17 protein-coding genes are annotated in these 21,301 nt (G+C 52.1%); 4 read left to right on the forward strand and 13 right to left on the reverse strand.

The window, feature by feature from the left end; all coding sequences use genetic code 11:
* Window positions 1–88 precede the first annotated feature (88 nt).
* Window positions 89–949: a pyridoxal kinase PdxY gene (pdxY, locus tag EC840_RS01700; RefSeq protein WP_132963833.1), complete on the forward strand. Its 861-nt coding sequence runs from the start codon at window positions 89–91 to the stop codon at window positions 947–949.
* 89 nt (window positions 950–1,038) lie between these two features.
* Here the strand turns inward: pdxY and gstA are convergent, their stop codons facing one another.
* The 5 genes from gstA to EC840_RS01725 all read right to left on the reverse strand — a co-directional run bounded on the left by gstA (window position 1,039) and on the right by EC840_RS01725 (window position 6,215).
* On the reverse strand, window positions 1,039–1,644 hold the full coding sequence (gstA, locus tag EC840_RS01705; protein WP_112287921.1) for a glutathione transferase GstA: 606 nt from the start codon (window positions 1,642–1,644) through the stop codon (window positions 1,039–1,041).
* A gap of 172 nt (window positions 1,645–1,816) precedes the next feature.
* Complete coding sequence (gene dapA / locus EC840_RS01710; protein WP_132963834.1) at window positions 1,817–2,683, reverse strand: 4-hydroxy-tetrahydrodipicolinate synthase; 867 nt, start codon at window positions 2,681–2,683, stop codon at window positions 1,817–1,819.
* A gap of 124 nt (window positions 2,684–2,807) precedes the next feature.
* Complete coding sequence (locus tag EC840_RS01715) at window positions 2,808–4,481, reverse strand: GGDEF domain-containing phosphodiesterase (protein WP_132963835.1); 1,674 nt, start codon at window positions 4,479–4,481, stop codon at window positions 2,808–2,810.
* A gap of 189 nt (window positions 4,482–4,670) precedes the next feature.
* Window positions 4,671–5,738 carry a diguanylate cyclase gene (locus tag EC840_RS01720; protein WP_159281526.1) on the reverse strand — a complete coding sequence of 356 codons (1,068 nt, stop codon included), beginning with the start codon at window positions 5,736–5,738 and terminating at the stop codon, window positions 4,671–4,673.
* Between the two features lie 207 nt (window positions 5,739–5,945).
* A complete protein-coding gene (locus tag EC840_RS01725; RefSeq protein ID WP_112287915.1) occupies window positions 5,946–6,215 on the reverse strand; it encodes a hypothetical protein in 270 nt (89 codons plus the stop codon).
* Between the two features lie 303 nt (window positions 6,216–6,518).
* Between EC840_RS01725 and EC840_RS01730 the strand changes: the two genes are divergently transcribed.
* Window positions 6,519–7,550, forward strand: coding sequence for an AraC family transcriptional regulator (locus tag EC840_RS01730; protein ID WP_129638574.1), 1,032 nt, complete (start codon window positions 6,519–6,521; stop codon window positions 7,548–7,550).
* A 164-nt stretch (window positions 7,551–7,714) separates the two neighbouring features.
* Complete coding sequence (locus EC840_RS01735; protein WP_132963837.1) at window positions 7,715–9,610, forward strand: diguanylate cyclase; 1,896 nt, start codon at window positions 7,715–7,717, stop codon at window positions 9,608–9,610.
* Between the two features lie 151 nt (window positions 9,611–9,761).
* Here EC840_RS01735 and dtpA read toward each other — a convergent pair whose 3' ends face one another.
* From dtpA to sapA, 7 genes are all read right to left on the reverse strand, one after another.
* Window positions 9,762–11,276 carry a dipeptide/tripeptide permease DtpA gene (gene dtpA / locus EC840_RS01740; protein ID WP_129638576.1) on the reverse strand — a complete coding sequence of 505 codons (1,515 nt, stop codon included), beginning with the start codon at window positions 11,274–11,276 and terminating at the stop codon, window positions 9,762–9,764.
* A 584-nt stretch (window positions 11,277–11,860) separates the two neighbouring features.
* Complete coding sequence (locus tag EC840_RS01745; protein WP_132963838.1) at window positions 11,861–13,063, reverse strand: peroxidase-related enzyme; 1,203 nt, start codon at window positions 13,061–13,063, stop codon at window positions 11,861–11,863.
* Window positions 13,064–13,316: 253 nt separating this feature from the next.
* Window positions 13,317–14,126, reverse strand: a complete 810-nt coding sequence (sapF, locus tag EC840_RS01750) for a putrescine export ABC transporter ATP-binding protein SapF (protein ID WP_112287907.1) — start codon at window positions 14,124–14,126, stop codon at window positions 13,317–13,319.
* On the reverse strand, window positions 14,126–15,118 hold the full coding sequence (gene sapD / locus EC840_RS01755) for a putrescine export ABC transporter ATP-binding protein SapD (protein ID WP_120161812.1): 993 nt from the start codon (window positions 15,116–15,118) through the stop codon (window positions 14,126–14,128). The genes sapF and sapD overlap by 1 nt, the downstream gene beginning before the upstream one ends.
* The gene (gene sapC / locus EC840_RS01760; RefSeq protein ID WP_112287903.1) at window positions 15,118–16,008 is read right to left on the reverse strand and encodes a putrescine export ABC transporter permease SapC; all 891 of its coding nucleotides are present in this window, start codon (window positions 16,006–16,008) and stop codon (window positions 15,118–15,120) included. Before sapC ends, sapD begins: the two co-directional genes overlap by 1 nt.
* Window positions 15,995–16,960 (reverse strand): putrescine export ABC transporter permease SapB, encoded by a 966-nt coding sequence (sapB, locus tag EC840_RS01765; RefSeq protein WP_129638577.1) that lies wholly within the window; start codon window positions 16,958–16,960, stop codon window positions 15,995–15,997. Before sapB ends, sapC begins: the two co-directional genes overlap by 14 nt.
* Entirely contained in the window at window positions 16,957–18,639 is a 1,683-nt protein-coding gene (gene sapA / locus EC840_RS01770; protein ID WP_132963839.1) for an ABC transporter substrate-binding protein SapA, read from the reverse strand. Before sapA ends, sapB begins: the two co-directional genes overlap by 4 nt.
* A gap of 237 nt (window positions 18,640–18,876) precedes the next feature.
* Here sapA and zigA point away from each other — a divergent pair, with 237 nt between their 5' ends.
* Entirely contained in the window at window positions 18,877–20,064 is a 1,188-nt protein-coding gene (zigA, locus tag EC840_RS01775; protein ID WP_132963840.1) for a zinc metallochaperone GTPase ZigA, read from the forward strand.
* A gap of 220 nt (window positions 20,065–20,284) precedes the next feature.
* Here the strand turns inward: zigA and pspF are convergent, their stop codons facing one another.
* Window positions 20,285–21,292: a phage shock protein operon transcriptional activator gene (gene pspF / locus EC840_RS01780; RefSeq protein WP_112287898.1), complete on the reverse strand. Its 1,008-nt coding sequence runs from the start codon at window positions 21,290–21,292 to the stop codon at window positions 20,285–20,287.
* Window positions 21,293–21,301: the final 9 nt, after the last annotated feature.

Genomic DNA, 21,301 nt, shown 5'->3' on the forward strand with positions numbered 1-21,301 from the left:
GAACGGGGGGCCGAATGGCCTCCCGTTTTTGTTCACAGATATCAGTTATTCCGCCATCTCCCGATGACGTTGCAATCGGAAATTCCTCATGAAAAGCATTCTTTCTATCCAGTCACACACGGTATTTGGTCACGCGGGTAACAGCGCGGCGGAATTCCCTATGCGTCGTATGGGCGCAAACGTTTGGCCGCTGAATACCGTTCAGTTCTCCAATCATACTCAGTATGGTCACTGGACTGGCTGTGTAATGCCCGCCACACATCTGACTGAAATCGCGCAGGGGATTGCGGAGATTGACCGTCTGAAGGATTGTGATGCGGTGCTGAGCGGCTATATCGGTTCGCCGGAGCAGGGACAGAGCATTCTGGAGATTGTCCGCCTGGTGAAAGCGGCGAATCCGGATGCATGGTATTTTTGCGACCCGGTCATGGGGCATCCTGAAAAGGGCTGTATCGTGGCACCGGGCGTTGCCGAGTTCCATTGCAATCAGGCGCTGGTTAACTGCGACATTATTGCCCCGAACCTGCTGGAGCTGGAATTACTCAGCGGCCATGCGGTGGCAAGTGTTGAAGAAGCGGTGGCGACGGCGCGTGAGCTAATCAGTAAAGGCCCGAAAATTGTGCTGGTGAAACATTTAAGCCGCGCCGGTTATCAGAGCGATCGCTTTGAAATGCTGCTGGTAACGGCAGATGAAGCCTGGCATATCGACCGTCCGCTGGTTGATTTTGGCGTGCGTCAGCCGGTCGGGGTCGGTGACCTGACCAGCGGTTTGCTGCTGGTCAATCTGCTCAAAGGCGAAGCGCTGGATAAAGCGCTGGAACACGTCACTGCGGCGGTTTACGAAGTCATGCTGACCACTCACGCGATGGGTGAGTATGAGCTGCAAATCGTGGCTGCGCAGGACAAAATGGTCAAACCAGAGCACCATTTCCCGGCGGTCAAACTCTAGATTTTATCTCCATAAAAAACGCCCCGTGCTGTGACAGCCGGGGCGTTTTTATTTATGCCTGTCTGTACAGACGTATCAGGCGCAGGAAATTACTTCAGGCCTTCCGCCGTCAGTGCAGCATCAACGGCAGGGCGCGCAGCCACACGATCCAGATACGCATTCAGTTCGGTCAGTGCGCTCAGGTCAAACTTCAGTGCTTTTGCCCAACCCATCACGGTGAACAGATACGCATCCGCCACGCTGAAACGGGCACCCAGCAGGAACTGATTGTCTTTCAGTGATTCATTCACGTAAGCAAATTTTTTGCTCAGTGCTTCGCGGGTCACGGCTTTGAAATCATCCGGCGTTTTTGGGTTGAACAGCGGAGAGAAGCCTTTATGCAGCTCAGTCGCAATATAGTTCAGCCATTCCAGCGCATGATAGCGAGCCAGCGTACCTTGTTCCGGCATCAGCTGACGATCAGGTTTCTGATCGGCCAGATACTGCACGATAGCCACGCCTTCGGTGAGAATGCTGCCATCATTGAGCAACAGTGTCGGGATCTGCCCTTTCGGGTTCACTGCGAGGAAGTCATCACCGGTTTCGGTTTTCTTGGTCGCCAGATCAACTTTTTCAATGCTGAAGTCCAGACCTGCTTCACGAAGAACGATGTGCGGGGAGAGGGAACAGGCACCGGATTTATAATACAGTTTCATAAACACTCCATTGGATGAGCAACCCGCCTGATCCGTAAAACACAAGCGTTTCACGGGACAGCGATTCGGCTATATAAAAACTGCTTCTATCCTAGAACCGGCGGGAGCAAATGTCAGTGTTTTAATTGTGACAGTGAGCCTGACTGCTCATATTCTGCTGTGCCTCAGGTTTTTAACGCGAATGCTGATTCAGGAAATCACGGACGGCCACTTCAACATTTTCCGGCGCAGGGAGCATCGGTGAACGCAGCTCATTTTTCATCAGGCCGTCGAGTGATAAGGCGTATTTAATCGCCGCCGGATTCGGCGCAGAGAACATCAGCCGGATCATTGGCAGCAGGCCGAAAAATGTTTTACGCGCCGCTGCAATATCCTGCTCTTTGAACTGACGGATAAGCTGAACAAACTCTTCCGGAAAAATATGTGAAGAAGCGGCAATGGCACCGGCGCCGCCCAGACTCAGCGTCGAGAAAATCTGCACGTCTTCGCCGCACAGCACATCCAGTTCGCCGTCAGCGAGAAGTGAAAGCGTCAGATCAATGCTGCCGCCACAATCTTTGACTGCGCTGATTTGCGGATGTTTAGCCAGCTGGCGGAATGTTTCCAGCTCCATCTGCACGCCGGTACGGTAAGGAATATTGTAAAGCACCACCGGCACGGTGGAATGGTCGGCAATCTCAGTAAACCAGGCCACCAGTGCGGCCTGAGAAGGGCGGATATAATAAGGTGCGGGGATCAGAAGGCCTGCGACAGGTCGCTGAAGGATCGCACCCTGCATTTCGCGGATAACCGGCATGTGGGTGCCGGAAAGCCCCATAATGATCTGATGGCCGGGTACCACTTCCAGCACGGCATCCAGAACCTGAAGCTGTTCTTCTTTGGTGAGCATCGGCGCTTCGCCGGTGGTTCCGCAGACGACAACGCCATCAACGCCCCGTTTGAGCAGCCGGGTGCACAGAGATTTCAGTGCAATAAAGTCGATCTCACCCTCATGGAAAGGTGTGACCAGCGGGACCCAGATACCTGAAAACGATGACATGATGTATTTCCTTAAACGGCGTGATTTATCAGTCTCGGATCATGTCAGTAAAACAGGGACGAGCGCCAATTGAATGAATTAATAAGGTGTTTTGAGTTATCTATGAAGCTTATGTATCAGCGTTTCAGATACTGGCTGACATATTCATTTCAGTCGTCAGCAACGTTGATAATACTTCAACCGGTACGGGCCTTGAGAAAAGATAACCTTGTAGATGCGAGCAACCCGCTGATACTAAAAAGGATTTTTGAAGCTGGTTTTCCACGCCTTCGGCTATCACATTAAGATGCATTTTATTGCCGAGCTGGGAGACGGCAGAAACGATGGCGGCAGTATCGTTCACTTCTGTGACGTACTGCACAAACGAACGGTCGATTTTTACGCTGTCCACCGAAATATCTTTCAGCAAACTGAGACTGGAATAACCCGTACCGAAATCATCGAGAGAAATTTTCACACCGGCTTTGCGCAGTTTCGCCAGATGACTGAGACTGGTGGCATTGGCGTTCATCACTGATGTTTCTGTCAGCTCGAGTTCCAGACGTGAAGGTGGGAAATTCTCTTCTGCAAGAACGGCCAGAATTCGCGGCCCGAAATCAGGTTCTCCCAGTTGTACCGCGGAGACGTTAATCGCCAGATTCAACTGGGAGAAGTTCTTAATATCGCGGCAGGCCCGGCGCAGAACGATTTCTCCGAGCTGGATCACCAGTCCGGTTTCTTCTGCCAGAGCAATAAACTGCACCGGCGAGACCTGCCCGAGCACCCCGTGATTCCAGCGGGCGAGCGCTTCCACGCAAACGACCTTTTCATCACGACTGCGCAAAATCGGCTGATATACGCAGGAAAGATCGCCTTCTTTAGCCAGCGATTCAGCCAGCGCTTTCACCATAATGCGTTTACTGACGCTGCTGGCGTCCAGCAATTCAGAGTAAAAAGAGAACATATTCTTGCCGCGTTGCTTGGCTTCCAGCAGCGCGGTATTCCCGCGACGCATAATTTCACCAGCAGTAATATTTTCGGCGCCAAACATCACGATACCGAAAGAAATAGTCATCATCGGGTTAGCGCGCGTCAGCGTGAAAGGCTGGCGCATCATCACCAGAATTTCCAGCGCCAGATTGTTGGCTACTTCGCTGGTCGGATTATTACGCAAGATAATAGAGAACTCATCGCCGCCGATGCGTGAAACCGTTCCGCTGCTACCGACTTCATTACGCAAACGCTGGCCGAATTCACACAAAATCGCATCACCGGCCTGATAACCATAGGTATCGTTGATATAGTTGAAATCATTAAGATTAAGCAGGATAAGCGCGTAGGGTTCAGGACGATACATCCGCTGCGCCGCAATCTGGCTGAGTTCTTCACTTAGCGCCGTGCGGTTAGGCAGACCGGTCAGTACATCATGGCGGGCAAGATAACGGATTTGCGCTTCGGAACTGCGCAGCAGGGAGATATCCATAATGGAGGTCAGAATAAAATGCCGCGTCTCAAGCGTGACGCGTGACTTACGCACCAGCACATTGCGCCGCTTTCCTGAAGGATCTACCAGTGTTTCTTCGTTAACCGTTTTTTCACCGGTTATCAGCACTTCGATATCACGTTCCCGCTGACGGGCAGCCTGTTCGGGTTCGGTAAAAAAGGAAACATCCTGACCAATCAACTCTTCACGCGGACGGCCATAAAACTCACTGGCTTTCTGATTGAGAAATACCAATTTACGGCTGTCGTCTTTCAGCACCGTTGCCTCGGGAAGCGCATCAAGAACTGCCTGGCATATCGCAAAATCAGTAAGCATGAATTAACTACCCCGAACAGAATATGAGTGTGATGTGGCGCAGTGTCTAAGCCGGTGACTCATCAGGTTGTTTTTGCAATTATTACTCACAATTGGATGAGAATATTACCGTTGTTTTTAAATTCTAAAATTCAATCGGTTATCATGCCCTAAGTAAGGTATTCGATATTTTGTTCGGGTGAATAACGATCAACTCAGCTCAATGCGGTTTTTACCGGCAGATTTAGCCCGATACAAAGCATGATCTGCCTGGATTAACAAATGCGAGATTGAGTCCTGATCGGGTTCACTAAAAGCCATTCCTACGCTGACCGTCATCGGAATATTATGCTGCGAATTCTGCGCCAGCTGAGAACGGATATTCTCTGCCATACGTATTGCCTGTTCTCTCGGGCGGGTGGTCAGGCAGGCAAATTCTTCTCCGCCAATCCGGGCAAAAATATCTTTTTGCTCCAGGGAAGAATTCACCACATTGCAAAAGAATACCAGGGCCGAATCGCCGCCGGCATGGCCATACTGGTCGTTGAGCCGTTTAAAATTATCCAGATCAAATAAAATCAGCTGCACAGGAAAAGTATTGTTTTTACGCTTCCTGATAAGCTCGTTGCCGCGCTCAAGAAACGCCCTGCGGTTGCCCACGCCTGTCAGCGGATCAGACAACGAGGCCTGTTTATAACCCAGCTGACCGCGCTCATACACCATGGCTAAAATAATGAAAGACAGGCAGATAGCGTACAAAATCGCTTCAAAAATCAGTATAGCGAAGAAACCGCTGCTATGACCCCCCGCCATCTCAGCATACGGCAAGCCGTTATCAAAGAAAGGACGCGCCAGATAGAAACAGGCGTGGAAAAAACTCAGCGGCAGCGCGGGCCAGTAAGTCACATGCAGTTGCCTGCGCGCATGCCAAAGCTCCAGTGTCGTCAGCAAGGTATAAGCCGCCGTTAACAATGAGGTCAGGAAAATCCGCTGCTCAAGACTGTGGTAAAAGGCCGGATAAAGACAGAACAGGAGCCAGATAACGGGCCCGGAAAATATCACCGGCAGTAATACCCTGCGGCCTGTAAACATTCTTAATGCGGCCCACATCATTCCGTAACAGAGCAAAATCATCATGTTACTGAAGACCACGGGAATTATTTCGCTCACGCCTGAACGCATGCTGCTGAGCAAAGTACCTGCGGTAGAGAATGCCAGCATCAGGGCAGTGAGCCCGAGCGTCGGATCTCTGCGACCCCCGATCCATGCGAACAGCATGACGGCAGTGAGCAGGATGAGAATAAAAAGCTCAAATATAAATAACGTGTAAACGTCGAGATGCATAAATTTTATAATTTGTTATTTGCGGGTATGCCTGAGGTTATTTTGACTGATTATCCGCACAGGACAGAAACACTTTTATCAAATTTAGGAATTTCTTTATGGTGGGAATGCTTAAACGAGACAAAGGGGCAGTGAAAACGCTCAGGGATGTTTTTTAGTGCCGAATTTTTGATCCCATTCACGACGATAACTGCGGGATTGTTTGCGGCCTTTAAGCCACAGGACGGTACAGACGATGCAAACGCCGGCTGAGAAAACGATATTACGCATGTCCTGATCATAAAAAATAACCAGAACGCAATCGAGGGCGGCCACGATGGCAAACCATTTGTGCATGTGCGATTGCCTGCGGGTTTCCGCATTCATACGCTTGAGCTGACGTCCTTCATCCAGGACCTTTCTTTTTTCCATGGGCATTTCCTGGCGACGGTTGGGTGAAAATGGATCGTGTTTTTTTAAGAATAGCAAATCACGAAAGCGAGGATCTTCAATACGATATTAACCGATCCCAAAATAATTATCGCGGATAACCTGACACATCAATTGGCCGATTAGCGACCTTTACTCCCTGATTTTACAAAACTTTGCGCCATATATACCGCCTTCGAAAATATAAGAATCCCGGAAAAAAGTATTGCCAATTGCTGCTACGCATTGATTTATCAGTAGGAGGTAGATTATCGTTTCGGAATTATCTTAATTTTCGGTGAGAAAATGAGCGATTCATCTTCACGAAAGATAGTAGACGGTGCCAATATCTATCAGGATTTCGAGACCCGTTTCTATGAATGGGAAGACGGGATGTCCAGTGCAGGCTTCAAGCTTGAGCTGCCCGATCGTCACAGGGATGAATTTGACTGGGGTGTAACCGGATACAATTTCGGGCGTGTGATCGGCGGCGTTCTGACCGTCAGCGAGCACGACATTAACCGTCAGTATGGCAATCTGTTTTCCATGCCCGATCACATCGTCATTTTCATCATTATCATCGGCGGAATGGAATGCCAGTGTTTTGGCGAGCGTTTCACGCTGGTTCAGGGCGATATCCTGATTCAGGATATGTCGCAGCCGATCAAAATTCACGTTTATCCGGGAGATCAGAAACCGCGTCTGGGCTCCTACCAGTACATAATTATGCCCAAACACAGCCTGCATTTTAATGTCGATATCGCATCCCTGCACGGCAAGCGCATTCCTGCAACGTCGCCGGTCAACATCATTCTGCGCAATCATTTTGCTACGATGGTGCAGGTGTTTGATCAGATGACCGATCAGGAGGTTCTGAGCACCGGCGAAGGTGCGGCGTCTGTTTTCCTGCAAACTCTGCATCTGGTTGCGGGCAAGAAAGTTGAGCATCCGTTTGAGCAAAGTGCCCGTCTGGAACGTATTTGTCTGTACATAGAAAAACACCTCAGTCAGCCGGTGAGCGTCGATGTGCTGTGTAAAAACTTTGCCATCTCGCGCTCGGGTTTATACCGGCTATTTGAGCCACTGGGCGGCATTGCTCAGTTCATCCGCAGCCGCCGTCTGTTACTCGCAAAACGTTTGCTGCGTACATCATCAATGTCTGATCAGAGCCTGGCCGTCATCGCCCGTCAGTGCGGGCTTGAACCGGGTGCGCTCCGCCGTTACTTCCTTGAGTTCTATGGCGCTACGCCGTCAGAAATGCGGCAGAAATACCGTCGTGACGCAGAACAATCTGATCAGGTCGATGCCACGCATGTGAATTGGGTAAGTTCGCTTTAACCGTTGATTTGCTGCTATTTGTGCAAATCCTGTTAATTGAATACGTTTTTTGTGATCTGTCACTATTCTGATTTTTGCCCGGCAAAGGCGGAATGAGAGCCGGTTTTCCGTTTAAACGCAGTAGACTTGATGACATATTCACCCGTCATCACTGAGAGTACATTATGTTAGTCCCTCAACAGGCAGTTGATGAACAGGCTCGGCTTGCGATACTGGCTTCTCTGGGCATCTTAGATTCCCCCAGAATTGAGGAGATCGACCGTATCACCCGCATGGCTGCGCGCCAGTTTCAGGCCAAAGCCGTCGTTGTTTCACTGATTGACGCCGACCGGCAGTGGTTTTTGTCCCATACCGGCATTGATATCAATCAGGCCCCACGCGATACCTCATTCTGCGGTCATACCATTCTTGAATCCGGCCCTCTGGTTGTCAGAGATGCCCGCCTGGATTTGCGGTTTCACGATAATCCTCTGGTTACCGGCGCGCCGCATATCGTGTTTTATGCTGGTTGTGCCCTGCATTCCCAGCAGGGCATTGCACTGGGCGCGTTATGCCTGATTGATGACCGGACGAGAGAGTGGAGCGAGGAAGACGGGCAAACGCTGCTGGACATGACCGCGCTGGTGCAAAGCTACATTTTTCATCTGGAAAACCGGCAGTACACGGCGCGCGTTGAGGATAATTTGGCGAAAAGCGAAGCCTTATTTGAGCAGACATTTGCTCATGCCGCCGTCGGATTTTCTCTGGTCGGGCTCGACTGGCGCTGGCTGCGTATTAACCCTCAGGTATGTAACATGCTGGGCTACGCCGAATACCAGCTACGCAGCTGCCTGCTTCATGACGTTACCCATCCTGACGATCTGTATGCAGAAAATATTTTGATCCCCCGTTTGCTCTCGGGTGAAATCAACAGTTTTAGCGTTGAGAAACTGCTTCAGCGATCCAATGGCAGCACGCTGTGGGTGACGCTGACCGCTTCTCTGGTGCGTAACGCAACCGGTGAGGCGCATCACTATATTGTGGTGATCAGTGACATCACTGAGCGTAAAAACATTGAACAAACGTTGTATTCGTTGCAGGGCGATCTGGAACGTCGGGTGGCTGCGCGCACCAATGAACTGCAGGTTGCGATGGATCAGTTGCATCAGGAAATTGCACAACGCCTGAACCGCGAGCGGGAACTGACGGAAAGCAAGAACCGGCTGCGGGCGATTACCGACAATATTCCGGCACTGATCTGCCATGTTGATGCGAATGAAGAATACATTTTTGTGAACCACTTTCATGCCAGCTGGTACGGCGTGGCCGAAGATAAAGTGCGTGGGCGGCAGGTGAAGGATTTGGTGGGGCATGAGACGTACCAGCAAATCGAGCCCTATATTCGCCAGGTGTTGCAAGGCGTCGCCGTCAGTTATGACATTGAGTTACCGGGTTATTCCCGTAACGGAAAAGGGGGCGTTTTGCACACCACGCTTATCCCCTGTGATGACAGCGGTCATGGCTACTATGGTCTTTCGACTGACATCAGCGAGATTAAAGAACTGCAGGCACAACTGGAATTCGAGGCCAATCATGATTCGCTGACCGGACTTCCTAACCGGCGGGCATTCCAGCAATCCCTGATTTATGCGGCCAGACAACAAGAAAAAGCAGACAAAGACATAGCCTTACTTTTTTTAGATATTGATAACTTTAAAGCTTACAACGACACCTACGGGCACGAATTTGGCGATCTGATCCTGAAGTTTTTCGGACATACTTTGCGCGATAATCTGCGTTCACAGGACGTGGTTGCACGTCTGGCGGGGGATGAGTTTACCGTCCTGCTGGGGCATTTAGTCAATACGGAAAGCGACGTCAGCCGGATTTGTATCAGTCTGATGAACGCTTTCCGTAGTGTTGAACACGTGTCCGGGGTACCGGTTTCGCTGTCAGCAAGTATTGGCGTGGCGGTGGGGCGTGCGCGTCAGCCGTTGTTACCTGATACGCTGATGGCGCGTGCTGATGCTGCTATGTACCGTGCAAAACAAAGCGGGAAAGGGCGTTATTATCTCGGGTGAATCTTGAGGCTCGGGTGAACCCTGAAGTGAATCCTGGGATAACTTTTCGGCCATAAAGAGCGTCATCATAAAAAACGCGCCATGAAACGTGGCCAAAAAAAACGCCTCCAGGAGGAGGCGTTCGTCAACCATCGAGAAAGACGTTCTGCGTTTACTGAGCAGCAGAAGCCAGTTCAGGTTGCTTTTCGTCAGTGTCGCGATCCAGCGTCATGCGGTGCAGCTTAGATGCAGTGATCAGCATCAGCACAGCAATCACAGCGGTCGCAATACCAATCTGCAGGAACACGTGGCTGTAAATTGCCAGAGAGGCGTGCGCGTCTTCAATGTCTGAAGGCACTGCCGTCAGGTTCGCCACATAGCCCGCGATAATCGCCGCCGCTGCGGTAGTCAGGAACCATGCGCCCATGATGAAGCCCATCAGACGCTGTGGTACCAGCTGTGCAACCATCGCCAGACCCAGACCGGAAATCATCAGCTCACCGATACTTTGCAGTGCATAGCTCAGCACCAGCCAGTTAACAGAAACGATACCCTGTTCATTTGCCAGACTTGCACCCCATGGCAGAACCAGGAACGCGCCTGAACACAGCACCATACCAATGGCAAACTTGTGCGGCATAGGCATACGGTCGCCAACTTTGGTGTAAACAGCGGCCAGAATCGGGCTGGCAACCATGATCCAGAATGGGTTCAGAGCCTGGAACTGCTCAGGCTGGAAGCTGATACCCAGCAGGTCATGGCCGACGTTGTGAATAGCAAAGAAGTTCAGGGACGTCGGCATCTGGCTGTACAGCACGAAGAACACGACGGCTTCCATCATCAGCAGGAACGCCACAATCATCTTACGACGGGCAATACCCTTCATAGAGAAGGTTTCTTTCGCAAAGACAATAATGATACCCACAGAAACCACGCCCAGCACCATACGTGCGATAGTTTGGTTATGCAGCAACCAGCTGGACAGGAAGACCAGTGCAACCACACCGACCAGAACCATCAGCAGCTTTTTGAACTGCAGCGGGGCAAAGTCTGGTTTAGAACCCTGACGTTTTACCCATTTGCGGCAGAACATGAAGTTCACGATGGTGATCAGCATACCGACTACGCTCAGAGAGAACGCGACGCTCCAGCCATACTGCGCGGCAAGCCATGGCGTTGCCAGCATGGAGAAGAATGAGCCGATATTGACCGACATGTAATACATGGTGAATGCGCCATCAAGACGCGGGTCATCTTTTTCGTAGCAGGTAGAAAGCAATGAGGATGGATTTGCTTTAAACAAGCCACTACCGACGGCGATAGTCGCCATACCCAGATAAACCCAGAACACTTCGTGGCCGGAATAGGCAACGAAGGAATAACCTAACGCCAGAACTATCGCGCCGAGCACGATCACGCGTTTTGAGCCCAGAACTTTATCCCCTAACCAGCCGCCGATGGCCACGAAGCCGTAAACCAGCGCACTGAAAGAGGAGAACAGGGTGATGGAGTCAGCTTCACTCAGGCCAAGCATTTTGACCAGGTAAACCGCCATGATCCCTTGCAGGCCGTAATAACCGAAACGTTCCCACAATTCGATGGAGAAGATCAGATAAAACGCTTTTGGCTGTTTGAAGGCGTTCAGACTCACGCTTTCATTATTGGGTGTTTTGTTTGCAGTTGACACTCGTACCTCTGTTTATTCCTTCTGCCTGTGATAGAGCAGAAACGCATAAGTGGCGCGAAATAAGCACCCTTTGCATTGTTATAAGATGGGATGACGGCTGGTAATGTTCACTATCTTCGTAAATGAGGCAAGGAGTTTGACATATGCCGTTACATTTAACTTATCCGGCCTGATTAAACTGTGTTCGAAATGTTATGCAGAATTAACGTTTATGTTTTCTAAATAGACGATGTGAATATGTTGTATAAATAATATTCCACATTCTGAAATTGTTATTGTTTTTCTGAAAAAGTCTTAACTGGATTATTCCCCCATTCAGCGGTGAATAAACAGTGAATACGTCTGGGTTGTGACGCTATTTACGGGGTTTTGTGAAACGGAAAAACAACGCTGCGCAGGTATTCAGAACGATGCATAGTCTAGTGTGATCTGCATCCCGTTTTAACACTAAATTTCCGATTGAAAATAAGATTAGTACGACTTGTGGCGGTTAGGGGGGCGGGGGCATTTACATTTGGCTTGTCCGGCAGGGGAAAATCCTGCCGGAATGAAACGGAACAGCATGAAGCGTAATGCGGGCAAACTTACCGGTTAAGGGTATCCCCCAGCGTCTGGATCAGACGGTTTGACCAGCTGAACAGCGCGGCAGTCAGCAGGATATCCAGAGATTGTGTTGCCGAATAACCGGCATCTGATAATCCGTGCAACTGGCGTGCATCAAAACGTTCCGGTGTGCGGGTCAGCGTAATCACGGCATCCAGCAGTGCGGCTTCTTTTCTGTCGGACAGCGTTTTCGACAATGCATCAACTGCATCGTCGCGATGATTTTCTTCGAACAAGGAACCGATAATGGCTTCGTTGCCGTTAGCTTCCAGATACAGACGACCGTGGATCCCTGCGCAATACAGGCAGCCATTTAACTGCGAGGTCGCCACGGCAGACAGCTCGCGCCAGGCCGCTTTCGGGCGCTCACCGGCCTGCATCACGTGATTAAAGACGGCTGAGAATTCACTCAGCGCGTCGGCATCATGCACCAGCAGCGTATAAAAAGATGAAGACCGCGCATCGGGCGCGATCAAATCCAGAACATCCTGCTGATGCTTGCTGGCGGTTTCCGGTGCCACTTCCGGCAGCCTCGATTTCCATTGCAGCATGGCCAGAGAAAACCCTTTCTGCTCGCAGCCTTCAGGCGCAGGGAAGCCAGGGAGCACGGCGGCGGCACGCCCGCGTAGACCATTCACGACGGCCAGTACTCGCGCCTGATAACTGACAAAACCGATCAGCTGCGTAAATGTCACAATATCCCGCGTACTGAATCCGACGTGGCTGAGCTGATCCAGCATGGACGGCGTGATAAGCGTAGGCTGAGTGGCGAGTAACCGGGCGAACTGAGTGATATGAGTCTGGCGGATATTACTTTCACGGGAGGCATCAGGGCTGGAGAGCGGGGCGAGGCGGGCGGCGTAGTGGCTACAAAGTGATTGTACGCCGGTCACCTGCGCAACGGTCAGCGCACTGCTCAGACGGTCATATAAAGAAAGCGTTTCTGTACGCGATACGCTCAGATTATCCGGGAAAAGCACCTCGTAGCAGGCGCGGGAAGCACGCAGAAGTTTCTGGCGTTCGTTGAGCAGCTGTCGAAGTGTCGGATCAAGCTGATTATCCAGCCCGAGCAGAAAGCGATCCTGAACTAACGCAGCATGGGGATCAAGCGGCAGGTGACCATACTGGCTGGATTGTGTTTCATGATACCAGCCGCTGTGCGCGGCCTTGCGTTGTTGTTCCATGAACGGGTCCTTTGCTTCAAGCCTGGCATCCAGGCAAATTATCAGACCCTATCCTTGCCGATACTGTTGTCGATATAAAATAATGTTAAGCGATAAATCATATCTAAAAGGAATAGAAAACGGCAAATATGCCAGAGGAACGGGTTTGGTCGCGAATTTCATCGGCAATTTACCCGATTGCAAAGATAAAAAACGGCGCCCGTTTCAGGCACCGTTTGGTATTCAGTCAGTTAATCGCCGCTTCTGCTACGCGCTAATTTCCATCGCGCCGCCAGGCATCTGCCGTGAGTGCTTCACCAAAGTGACTGGCGATCAGCCTTTTAGTCAGGTCATGCAGCGGTGCCGCCAGCACTTCGGCGGTATTGCCACGTTCGACCACTTCACCTTCATGCATCACCAAAACCTGATCACTGATGTGTTTCATCATGCCAAGGTGCTGGGTGACATAGATGTATGAAATGCCTTGTTTTTCCTGCAACTCCAGCATCATGTTGATGATTTGCGAACGCATGGACATATCCAGAGACGCCAGCGCCTCATCGGCAACAATCACTTTGGGTTGCAGGATCAGTGCGCGCGCCAGGGCAACGCTCTGCTTCTGACCGGACGCCAGCATGTGCGGATAATAATTCGCGTGGTCCGGCAGCATACCGACCAGCCGCAGGGTCTGGTTGATGCGTTGTTCACGCTGCTGCGCGTCCATTTCACTGTTGAGGCGTAATGGCGCTTCGAGCAACTGACCAATTCGCTGACGTGGATTGAGCGATGTGCTGGGATCCTGAAAAATCATACGGATTTGCTGGCTGCGGAAACGGTAATCGCGAAACGCCAGCGGATGATCATCAATCAGAATTTCGCCGCCGCTTGGTTCAACCATGCCGGAGAGCATTTTCGCCAGTGTCGATTTTCCTGAGCCGTTTTCACCGATGATCGCCAGCGTTTGTTTTTCACGCAGGGTAAAGCTGACCGGTTTCACCGCATCCAGATTCATCCTACGGAACAAACCGGTGCGATAACGGAACGTTTTGCTCAGATTACGGACTTCGAGCAGGGTTTCGCCCATTATTGCTCCTCCATGTTCAGCGGGAAGTGGCAGGCGTAAGCATGTGTTTTTGCCAGACGCAGGCGCGGCGTTTCGATGCACTTTTTCTGCGCGTAAGGGCAGCGTGGCCCCAGGCGACAGCCAATCGGCAGATGTTCCAGTGAAGGTATCGCCCCCGGCAGCGTATTCAGCCGGCTTTTATGTGGCAGGGAACGACCAAAATCAGGCATCGCGCGGATCAGTGCCTGCGTGTAAGGATGATGCGGTGCAGACAGCAGTTCTTCACACACCGCGCTCTCAACGGTCTGACCGCAATACAACACGTTTATGCGGTTCGCCCATTTACTCATCATTTGCAGGTCGTGGCTGATCAGCAAAATCGTGGTGTTATTGTTCTGATTCAGCCGGGACAGCAGGCGGAAAATCTGCGCCTGTGTGGTCGGCTCCATGGCATTTGTGGGCTCATCGGCAATCAGTAAACGCGGCTGATTCGCCAGGGCGATGGCGATCATCACTTTCTGGCATTCACCTTCAGTCAGTTCGTACGGATAACTGGCCATGATGTCTTTGTGATCTTTAATCCCGACGCGGTGCAGCAGCTCAATGGCGCGTTTCTTGCGCCACTTCCAGCGCTGATACCAGCGGCCTTTATAGGTCCAGCCGGGGATTGCCTGAATTAACTGACGGCCAATACTCTCGGAGGGATCGAGACAGGATTGTGGCTCCTGAAAAATCATCGACACGTTTTGCCCGACCAGTTTGCGCCGCTCGCGTGGCGACAGCTGCAACAGGTCGATGTTATCAAAGCGCATACGGTCTGCCGTCACGCGCCAGTTATCTTTGGTTACGCCGCAGATAGCTTTGGCAATCAGGCTTTTACCCGAACCAGATTCACCCACCAGCCCGCGGATTTCACCGGCATTCAGCGTCATGCTGACGCGGTCAACCGCTTTGACCGGCCCGTCGGCAGTCATAAATTCAATGGTCAGATTGCGGATATCGAGTAAAGGCATTATTCCACTCCCGCATTAATCGCCCGACGCACACCGTCACCCAGCAGGTTGATCAGCAACACGCTGATGAGAATGGCGGCACCCGGCAGCATGACGGTCCACGGCGCGACATACACCAGTTCAAGTGAATCGCCGAGCATCGCTCCCCATTCCGGAGAAGGTAATTGTGCGCCCAAATCCAGAAAGCCTAATGCGGCAATATCCAGAATCGCCATCGACAAGGCGCGGGTAAATTCTGTTGCCAGCACCGCCACAATATTGGGCAATACGGCATAACGCAGAATCTGCCACGTCGATGCGCCGTCAAGACGTACCGCAACCACATATTCTTTTTCCAGCTCGTCATGCACCGCGCTGTAAATGGTGCGTGAAATGCGTGGCAACAGCGCCAGCCAGACGGCCAGCATCGCGTGCTCGAGTTTCGGGCCGATAAAGGCCACCACCACAATCGCCAGCAGCAGGGAAGGGATTGAAAGCAGGGTATCCAGAATATGGTTGAGAATGGCTGATTTCAGCCCGCGGGTGATGCCCGCCAGCACGCCAATAATAACGCCACACAGCGACGCCGCGAGGGTAATCACCAGCGCACCACCGATAGTCGGTGCCGCACCCGTTAACATCCGGCTGAGTAAATCCCGGCCCAGATCGTCCGTGCCGAGGAAGAATGACACGTTGCCGTAGCGCGACCATGAAGGCGGCAGCAACTGGTAGCCGAGGAATTGCTGGTCGAGCGCGTATGGCGCCAGCAGATGGCCGAAAATACACAAAAACAACAGTCCGAGCACGCCATAAAAGCCGATCATTGACAGCGTGTCGCGATAGAAAATCCCCCACGTGTGGCGCAGAGGACTGGGTACTTGTTTTTCGCGGTATACATTATCGAAGGGCATACCATTCCTTATGTTTCAATGGATTCATCAATGCACCGAGAATGTCAGAAAGCACGTTAACCACAATCACCAGCGAGCCGACCACCATCACGCCTGCGGAAATCGCGGCGTAGTCCTGCTGGCGGATAGCATTAATCAGCCAGCGGCCAATCCCCGGCCAGTTAAAGACCACTTCGGTGATCATCGCCAGCGTCAGCATGGTCGAAAATTGCAGACCAAGTTTAGGAATGATTGGCGGCAGCGCGTTGTGCAGCACATGACGGCGGATAATCGTAAACCGTGACAAACCGCGCGTGGCGGCGGCTTTCACGTAGTTTTTCGCCAGCACATCGTCGGTGGAAATTCGCATCAGACGGATAACCTCCGTCGTCGGCGCAACGGCCAGCGCAGCAATCGGCAAAATCATGTGGCGGATGGCGCTCATGATCATCTCATGGCGATAAGGTGAATCAGACAGCCATGCATCCACCAGCGTCAGGCCGGTAACGGTTTTCAGCTGATAGAGTAAATCAAGGCGACCGGATACCGGCAACCAGCCGAGTTGCATCGAGAAAAACAGCATCAGTAATACGGCCAGCCAGAATACCGGAATGGAAAAGCCGAGAAGGGCGAGGCTGCTGATCGCCACATCCGGCCATTTCCCGCGCATGACACCCGCGAGAATACCCAGCGGAATTCCCACTATTAACGCCAGCGCAAAAGCCAGCACGCACAGTTCCATGGTCGCCGGGAATACGGCTTTGAGCTGATAGGTAATACTTTCGCCGTTAATACTCGACACGCCAAAATCAAACTGGCAGATGCCCATAAAATAGAAACGGTAAGCATCCCATAATGACGCACCGCGCAACGGCGCGTTGGGCGTAAAATAGCTCAGGCTGAACGCCACCAGGCTGAGGAAGAACAGCGTGGCGATCAGCAGCAATATGCGACGTAACGTGAAGATAATCATGGGGCTTTCCTTCCTTCGTCATCACGGCTTTTCTCATTTTCACGGAAGACGCCAGCAAACGAGGAGTTACCAAACGGGCTCAGTACCAGTCCTTTGATGTCGTAACGGTAAGCCTGAAGCCGCAGGGAAGAGGCCAGCGGTAACACCGGCAGTTGCTGCTCAAGGATTTTTTGCGCATGCTGATAAAACTCAATGCGCTGTGAAAGTTGCTGTGACAAAAGCCCCTGACGCAGCAATTCATCAAATTCAGGGTTACACCAGTGAGCATAGTTTGTCTGCGAGTGGATCGCCGCACAACTGAGCATCGGGCGGAAGAAACTGTCTGGATCGTTACTGTCCGTTGACCAGCCTGTGAGCGTCAAATCATGATTCATTTCCATCAGCTTCGCCTCCTGGAAACGCCCTTCGACCGGCACAATGGACACTTTAATCCCGACCTGCGCTAAATCGGCCTGGATCAGTTCGGCAGTTTTTAGCGGACTTGGGTTAAATGACTGGGACGCCGTCGGTACCCACAAATGCAGATTGAGTTTCTCCTGACCGAGATCTTTCAGTATTTGCTTCGCTTTTTCAGGATTGTATTCCGTGACCTGTGCATTGCTGTCATAAGCCCATGACGCACGTGGCAAAATCGATGCGGCGGTTTCTGCCGTACCGTAATAAATCGACTGCATCAGGCGCTGATTATTGATAGACAGCGCCACCGCCTGACGGATTCGCGGATCGTTAAGCGGCGCTTTATTGGTATTAAAGGCCAGATACGCGACGTTCATACCCGGACGCAGGGAAAGACGCAAACGCGGATCTTCACGCAAAATCGACAGCTGGCTGGCCGCTGGATACGCCAGCACATCACATTCGCCAGTCAGTAATTTTGACAAACGTCCGGTGCCGCCGACGCCCATATCAATCACCACCTGCGACATACGCGGCGTGCCTTTCCAGTATTGCCCGTTACGTGCCAGACGCACGTACTGACCGGTGCGGTATTCACCCAGCTGGAACGGGCCTGTGCCCACCGGCTGGCGATCAATTTCTTCTTCATTACCGGATTTGGTGAGATTCGCAGCATATTCCGCCGAAAGCACCGGCGCGTAGTGCGTTGCAAGATGCCAGAGGAAAGAAGCGTCAGGATTATTGAGACGAAACTCGACCGTGTAGTCGTCGAGTTTTTTGATGCTTTTCACTGCGCGGGCAAATTGCAGGCTGTCGAAATACGGATATTCCTCGCCGTTCACCGCGTGATAGTGATTTTTCGGATCCACGATGCGCTGGAAGCTGAATAACACGTCATCAGCGTTCATTTTGCGCGACGGCGTAAACCAGCCGGTTTTCTGGAAAGGCGCGTCTTTGCGCAAATGGAAACGGTAGGTCGCACCGTCATCCAGCACTTCCCAGCTTTGCGCCAGTTCGGGGATCAGGCGATAGGTATACGGGTCAACGTCCAGCAGACGGTCATATAACTGCGCGGCAAGTGTGTCGATAATCAGCCCGCTGCTGGCTTTTTGCGGGTTAAAGGTATTGACCATGCCATTCACGCAATAGACAAAGCCGCTCTGGCGAATATCTTTCACCGGCGCAGTGACTGCCGTCGGGCTGGCGTGTGTTGGGGCAGTCTCAGCAAAAACTGCTGTGGACAAGCCGCTCAGTAAAAGCATCCACAAAGTTAGACGACGCATAAAGGCTTCAAAGTTAAGGTGCAATAGCCTAAGTGTACCGTACTCTGCGAGGTACCCCAATCCATTGAGCAAATCAGCGTGTAGTACTGCGGCACTTCGCGCAAAAACCGTTCGTTTTCGACAAAAAAGTGGCGTTGAAAATAAAACCCTTGAATTTGGATTGTCGTTGTTATGTTATATTATAACAATAATCGCAGGCGAAGTATTCCTGCACTGTCCTTCGAAAAGAGGTTAACGATGTCCTTACTCCCCGTTACCGTGTTGTCCGGCTTTCTCGGCGCCGGTAAAACGACCGTTCTCAACCATATTCTGAATAACCGCCAGGGATTACGCGTGGCGGTGATCGTCAATGACATGAGCGAGGTGAACATTGACGCCGCGCTGGTGGCCAGTGAAATTACCCTCGACCGCCAGCAGGAAAAACTGGTGGAAATGAGCAACGGTTGCATCTGCTGCACTCTGCGGGAAGATTTGCTGATTTCCGTGCGTGAGCTGGCGCAGGCCGGACGTTTTGATTATCTGCTGATTGAATCAAGCGGGATTTCGGAACCGCTGCCGGTGGCGGAAACCTTCACCTTTGAGGATGAAAATGGCGAAAGCCTGTCGCAGTTTGCGCGCCTCGACACGCTGGTGACCGTCGTCGATGGCGTTAACTTTATGCAGCAATATCAGGAAGCGCGCAGCGTGCAGGAAGCCGGTGAAAGTCTGGGTGATGACGATACGCGCAGTGTGACGGATTTACTCATCGACCAGATTGAATTCTGTAATGTACTGCTGGTCAGCAAAACCGATCTGCTCGACAGCCAGCAGCAGCGCGAAGTGATAGCGCTGTTGCGGAGTCTGAACCCCGATGCGCATATCATCCCGATTTGTCCCGGCAGCCTGCCGGTTGATGCCGTACTGAATACGCACCGTTTTGATTTTGCTAAGGCGCAACTTGCGCCGGGATGGCTGAAAGAGCTGCGTGGCGAGCACACGCCGGAAACCGAAGAGTACGGCATCAGCAGCTTTGTCTACACCGCGCGCAGGCCGTTTGATCCGGATAAGTTTTACTGCGTGGTGCATGGCGACTGGGGTGGCGGCACCTTACTGCGGTCGAAAGGTTTCTTCTGGCTGGCGACGCGTCCGCGTTTTGCCGGGCAATGGAGTCAGGCGGGGGGCATTGCGCGTTATGGTATGGCGGGGGTTTTCTGGCGGGCGCTGCCGGAAAGTGACTGGCCACAGGACGAGGAGACCCGCGAGCATATTATGGAAAAATGGCTGGAGCCGTTCGGCGATATGCGTCAGGAGCTGGTGTTTATTGGTCAGCATCTGCATAAAGCAGAGATTACACGGCGCCTGGATGCGTGCCTGTTAAGCGAAGAACAGATGGCGGAAGGCATCGAAAGCTGGGTGGCGATGGCCGATCCGTTCCCAGAATGGTAGTCCTTAATGACGTTAAGTGTGTTCAATAAGTAGCCATAACGTCATTGTGGTAATGAGAAATATTCTCAACAAAATGCTTTACAGACGATACTGAGAACCATTATCATTCTTTTCACCGGACGAGAGGCGACCCGCCAGGGCGTTAATCGCGAGGTACGACATTGCTCACATTGCTTCCAGTATTACTTAGCCAGCTCGGGTGCTGGCTTTTTTTTGCCTGTTATTCAGGCGCTTCCTGTGCATTCACCTGTATCCCATGCTTCTTCAACATTCCGCGCAACTGGTGATACGTCACGTTCAGCAGTTCGGCTGCCTTGCGCTGATTAAACCGCGCCTGCCGTAAAGCCTGTTCAATCAGATTTTTTTCCTGCTCCGTCACCCACTGTTTGAGATCTAACGGTAACGCCGGCAGATTGTCGTGCTGACGGGTATCTGCGGGCTCCGTGGCAGAAGTGCGCTGTGCAAACGGATTCAGGATAATGTTATCGAGCGGAAAATCGCTGGTGCCATGGCGGTACATCGAGCGTTCGACGACGTTTTTCAGCTCGCGGATATTGCCCGGCCAGCGGTAGGCCATCAGCGTCTCACGCGCATATTCCGTAAATCCGGGGAATAAGGGCAGCGAAAGTTCCCGGCACATTTGAATGGCGAAATGTTCCGCCAGCAACATGATGTCCTGCTGACGTTCGCGCAGCGGCGGCAACTGCACCACATCAAATGCCAGCCGGTCGAGCAGGTCGGCGCGGAACTTTCCTTGTGCCGCCAGTTGCGGTAAATCATCGTTAGTTGCGCACACCAGACGCACATCCACCTGCAACGGCTGGCTGCCGCCGACGCGCTCCAGATGGCCGTATTCAATCACGCGCAGCAGTTTTTCCTGCACCAGCATTGGCGCGGTCGCCAGTTCATCGAGAAATAACGTGCCGCCGTCCGCGCGTTCAAATCGTCCGAGATGGCGTTTCTGCGCGCCGGTAAATGCGCCCGCTTCGTGGCCGAACAGCTCGGAATCGAGCAGGTTTTCATTCAGCGCCGCACAGTTGAGCGAAATAAACGGCCCCTGCCAGCGGGGCGACAGATAATGCAGACGGTGCGCGATCAGTTCTTTACCGCTGCCGCGTTCGCCGGTGACCAGCACGGGCTTGTTTAGCTTCGCCAGTTGAGAGACCTGTTCCAGCACTTCTATAAAGGCGTTGGCTTCGCCGAGCAAATTGTCTGTGTTATCCGTCATTTGGCATTC

It is taken from the genome of Rahnella sp. JUb53 (genome assembly GCF_004346065.1).
GTDB lineage: Bacteria > Pseudomonadota > Gammaproteobacteria > Enterobacterales > Enterobacteriaceae > Rahnella > Rahnella variigena.

What these genes read in the sequence shown, in the direction of transcription:
- sapF (WP_112287907.1), bottom strand. Translation starts at nt 14,126, where the DNA reads ATGGGCGAAACCCTGCTCGAAGTCCGTAATCTGAGCAAAACGTTCCGT.
- dapA (WP_132963834.1), bottom strand. Translation starts at nt 2,683, where the DNA reads ATGTCATCGTTTTCAGGTATCTGGGTCCCGCTGGTCACACCTTTCCAT.
- sapC (WP_112287903.1), bottom strand. Translation starts at nt 16,008, where the DNA reads ATGCCCTTCGATAATGTATACCGCGAAAAACAAGTACCCAGTCCTCTG.
- EC840_RS01720 (WP_159281526.1), bottom strand. Translation starts at nt 5,738, where the DNA reads ATGCTGTTCGCATGGATCGGGGGTCGCAGAGATCCGACGCTCGGGCTC.
- EC840_RS01725 (WP_112287915.1), bottom strand. Translation starts at nt 6,215, where the DNA reads ATGGAAAAAAGAAAGGTCCTGGATGAAGGACGTCAGCTCAAGCGTATG.
- pdxY (WP_132963833.1), top strand. Translation starts at nt 89, where the DNA reads ATGAAAAGCATTCTTTCTATCCAGTCACACACGGTATTTGGTCACGCG.
- EC840_RS01735 (WP_132963837.1), top strand. Translation starts at nt 7,715, where the DNA reads ATGTTAGTCCCTCAACAGGCAGTTGATGAACAGGCTCGGCTTGCGATA.
- sapB (WP_129638577.1), bottom strand. Translation starts at nt 16,960, where the DNA reads ATGATTATCTTCACGTTACGTCGCATATTGCTGCTGATCGCCACGCTG.
- pspF (WP_112287898.1), bottom strand. Translation starts at nt 21,292, where the DNA reads ATGACGGATAACACAGACAATTTGCTCGGCGAAGCCAACGCCTTTATA.
- EC840_RS01745 (WP_132963838.1), bottom strand. Translation starts at nt 13,063, where the DNA reads ATGGAACAACAACGCAAGGCCGCGCACAGCGGCTGGTATCATGAAACA.
- sapD (WP_120161812.1), bottom strand. Translation starts at nt 15,118, where the DNA reads ATGCCTTTACTCGATATCCGCAATCTGACCATTGAATTTATGACTGCC.
- EC840_RS01730 (WP_129638574.1), top strand. Translation starts at nt 6,519, where the DNA reads ATGAGCGATTCATCTTCACGAAAGATAGTAGACGGTGCCAATATCTAT.
- zigA (WP_132963840.1), top strand. Translation starts at nt 18,877, where the DNA reads ATGTCCTTACTCCCCGTTACCGTGTTGTCCGGCTTTCTCGGCGCCGGT.
- EC840_RS01715 (WP_132963835.1), bottom strand. Translation starts at nt 4,481, where the DNA reads ATGCTTACTGATTTTGCGATATGCCAGGCAGTTCTTGATGCGCTTCCC.
- sapA (WP_132963839.1), bottom strand. Translation starts at nt 18,639, where the DNA reads ATGCGTCGTCTAACTTTGTGGATGCTTTTACTGAGCGGCTTGTCCACA.
- gstA (WP_112287921.1), bottom strand. Translation starts at nt 1,644, where the DNA reads ATGAAACTGTATTATAAATCCGGTGCCTGTTCCCTCTCCCCGCACATC.